The sequence below is a fragment of the uncultured Wocania sp. genome, assembly GCF_964021735.1.
Lineage (GTDB): Bacteria > Bacteroidota > Bacteroidia > Flavobacteriales > Flavobacteriaceae > Wocania_A.
Genome location: NZ_CAXIBN010000241.1, coordinates 1 through 3,739, shown reverse-complemented (window position 1 = coordinate 3,739; position 3,739 = coordinate 1). Strand labels below are relative to the sequence as shown.

3 protein-coding genes are annotated in these 3,739 nt (G+C 32.0%); all 3 read right to left on the bottom strand.

Features of this window, described 5'->3' with window-relative positions; all coding sequences use genetic code 11:
• Positions 1–155 precede the first annotated feature (155 nt).
• The gene (gene accD / locus AADI82_RS14345; RefSeq protein ID WP_341217106.1) at positions 156–1,013 is read right to left on the bottom strand and encodes an acetyl-CoA carboxylase, carboxyltransferase subunit beta; all 858 of its coding nucleotides are present in this window, start codon (positions 1,011–1,013) and stop codon (positions 156–158) included.
• Positions 1,014–1,320: 307 nt separating this feature from the next.
• Entirely contained in the window at positions 1,321–2,388 is a 1,068-nt protein-coding gene (gene fbaA / locus AADI82_RS14340; protein ID WP_341217105.1) for a class II fructose-bisphosphate aldolase, read from the bottom strand.
• 202 nt (positions 2,389–2,590) lie between these two features.
• On the bottom strand, positions 2,591–3,739 hold a 1,149-nt coding region (locus AADI82_RS14335; protein ID WP_341217104.1), incomplete at its 5' end, for a BamA/TamA family outer membrane protein.

Below are 3,739 nucleotides of genomic sequence, written 5' to 3'. Positions count from 1 at the left end.
TCTTTTTCTTTTTGATCTAAATACATGCTAATATTATTGTAAATGATTGTTATGTACACGAAAGCCTTTCTTTCGAGCGGCAAATATAGTAATTTTTAATGATTTTTAGGGAAATCTATGAAAAAGAAAATCGACTAGAAAAATCACTTTTTATGTTATGCTCTTAATGGCTGATTTGTAATTAAATCTATGTACTGATTTACTTTGCTTTTTAATTCTTTTCTGTGGGTAATAAAGTCTAAGAAGCCGTGTTCTAATAAAAACTCAGAGGTTTGGAATCCTTCTGGTAATTCTTTACCTGTGGTATCTCTTACAATACGTGGTCCAGCAAACCCTATTAAAGCTCCTGGTTCTGCGATATTAATATCACCTAACATAGCGAATGATGCTGTTGTTCCTCCAGTAGTTGGGTCGGTACATAATGATATATATGGTATACCTGCATCTGCCAGTTGTGCTAATTTTACCGATGTTTTTGCTAATTGCATTAGTGATAACGCAGCTTCCATCATACGAGCACCACCAGATTTTGAGATAATCATAAAAGGTAGTTTGTTTTTTAAGGCGTAATCTGCTGCTCGTGCAATTTTTTCACCTACAACACTACCCATTGAGCCACCTATAAAAGCAAAATCCATACAAGAAACAACTAAATCTTTTCCTTTTGATTTTCCAACAGCACTACGAACAGCGTCTTTTAATTTTGTCTTGTCTTGAGCTGCTTTTAAACGCTCTGGATATTTTTTTGTGTCAACAAATTTGAGAGGGTCTTTAGATTCTAAATTAGCATCTAATTCTTTAAACTTATTATCGTCAAAAAGTATTTCGAAGTATTCTTTACTACCAATTCTAACATGGTAACCATCTTCTGGACTTACATAAAAGTTTTGTTCTAACTCTTTTGTGTCAACAATTTTACCGGTTGGAGATTTGTACCAGAGACCTTTTGGAGTATCTTTTTTTTCTTGAGTACTAGTTTGTATTCCTTTATCTTTTCTTTTAAACCAAGACATAGTGATTTACGATTTTTAGATTAACGTTTGCAAATTTTTATGTATTGGCAAACTGTGTTTAGTATTGTAGTGGCATCCTTTTTGTTTTTTATAAAAAGATACAGTCTTTTAGACTGTGCTCAAGATTAACTACAAACCTAACCACAAAATTAAACCTTTATTTTAATTTTGTGGTAATGCCATGGTAATTTTATTAACGAAATTCTTTTAGGATGCTTGTAATATAGGATGTTTAAATACTATAAACGAAAAAGATCCTGCGATAAAGCAAGATCTTTTATTTGTTTTTGTAATAAATTACTTTAGTTTATAATGTGTTTACATTATTAAGGTCTTCGAATGCCTTTTTTAAACGTGCTACAAATGTTTTTTCGCCTTCACGTAACCAAACACGTGGGTCGTAATATTTTTTATTTGGAACATCATCACCGTCAGGATTACCTATTTGTGCTTTTAAGTATTCTGATTTTTCGCCCATGTAATTTCTAATACCTTCCATGAAAGCATATTGTAAATCGGTATCAATGTTCATTTTTATTACACCATAACTAATACCTTCGCGAATTTCTTCTACTGTAGAGCCAGATCCACCATGGAATACAAAATCGATATGATTGTGTTCAACACCATACTTTTTAGTGATAAATTCTTGAGAATTCTTTAAAATTTTTGGAGTTAGTTTTACGTTTCCTGGTTTGTAAACACCATGTACATTACCAAAGGCTGCAGCAATAGTGAATTGAGAACTCACCTTGCTTAATTCTTCGTAAGCATAAGCCACTTCTTCAGGTTGTGTGTATAGTTTAGAATCGTCAACATCAGAGTTGTCAACTCCATCTTCTTCACCACCAGTAATACCAAGTTCAATTTCTAAAGTCATGCCCATTTTAGACATTCTTTCTAAATAGGTTTTACAGATTTCAATGTTTTCTTCGATTGGTTCTTCAGAAAGATCAATCATATGTGAACTGAATAATGATTTTCCAGTTTCAGCATAATGCTTTTCACTAGCATCTAATAAACCATCAATCCAAGGAAGTAATTTTTTAGCACAATGATCTGTATGTAAAATTACTGGAACACCATAAGCTTCAGATAATGTATGAACATGTTTTGCGCCAGCAACTGCGCCAGCAATAGCTGCTTTTTGGGCGTCGTTACTTAATCCTTTGCCAGCATTAAATTGTGCGCCACCATTTGAAAATTGAATAATTACTGGAGCGTTTAAATCTCTTGCAGTTTCTAAAACACCATTTATAGTATCTGAACCAATAACGTTAACAGCAGGAAGTGCATAATTATTAGCTTTTGCATGATTAAAAATAGCTTGTACTTCTATACCTGTTGCAACACCTGGTTTTATATTATGTCCCATTTTTTTTATTTAGTTGATTAATAATTAGTATGTTTCAAAAGTAATCAATTTTTAAATAAACAGTTGCCTTTTTATTAGGTGAAACGATTAAAAAGGCACTAAAACGTTATAGTTTATATGTTGAAAATAAGATTCCCGCAAAAGCGATAATGATATTTTAGTAGTACGCGAATACATGATATTAATCAAATTTGTTTTGAATTTAAAATGGATAGTTTATACCAATATTATAAACGGCATTGGCGAAATTGTAATCGTTAAACCAACGGTTTTGATCTCTGTAAAAAGGATCGTAAGTTTTAAAACCTATATCGAAACGGAAAACAAATAAACCAAAGTTGTAACGAAAACCAAAACCAGAGCCAATGGCGATGTCTTTTAAAGAGCTGAAACTTGTAAATGTAGCACTATCGTCTTCAACATCGTCCAGCACATTCCAAATGTTACCAGAATCTATAAAAATAGCACCATTTAAGTTTTCGAATATATTAAAACGCTGCTCTACACTAAAGGCTAATTTTAAATTAGCTTCGTTAAATTCGTCTGTAGTTTTGGAGCTTCCTGGGCCTAAATTATAAGGAGCCCAAGCACGATTATCGTTGGAGCCGCCTGCAAAAAAACTTTTAGAAAAAGGAATACTGGAAGAGTTTCCGTAAGGGATAGCAATACCAAAAAAGCCTCGCATTGCCAGTACATTTTTCCTGCCTAAATCCCAGTGTTTTACATAATCGAACTCCGTTTTTATATACTGAGAATAGGCAACATTAAATAATTCGTAACGATTATTTTCATTTTTATTAAGCCCAAAAAGTTTTGAAGCGTTTGCAAGTAAATTTCCTGCGGCTTCAACTTTAAAACGAAAGATTGAAAAATTTTCGTCAAATATATTTTGACGTTTATCTTGTGTGAAACTAAAACTTGATGAAAAGATTAAGTTGTTTTCTGTTAATCGTTTTTTTCTTTCATCAATACTATTTACTGTTTTATATTCTGTTGGGTTATTTACCTCAAAGCTACTGTCGTTTAATACTAAATCAATAAAAGGGTCTGCTCTTTCTTTGATTAAAATTTCGTTACCATTTTCATCTAAAGTGATAAACTCTGAAGGTGTATTATATGTGTTTAATGCTATGTTCTCTAGAGTTTTAAAAGAATTTTGATAAATACCAAAATAGTTTCCAATATTAAGATTTCTAACATACTGGACGTTAAATAAATCAAGCCTATTTGTAGCAATGCTATTTGGATTCCATTTGTAATTAAAAGTACCTGTAAAAGTTTGTTTGTCTAAGCCAATATTAGTTTGACTGGTTGCAGATAAACTAATTCGGGTTGATGGCGACATGTATTT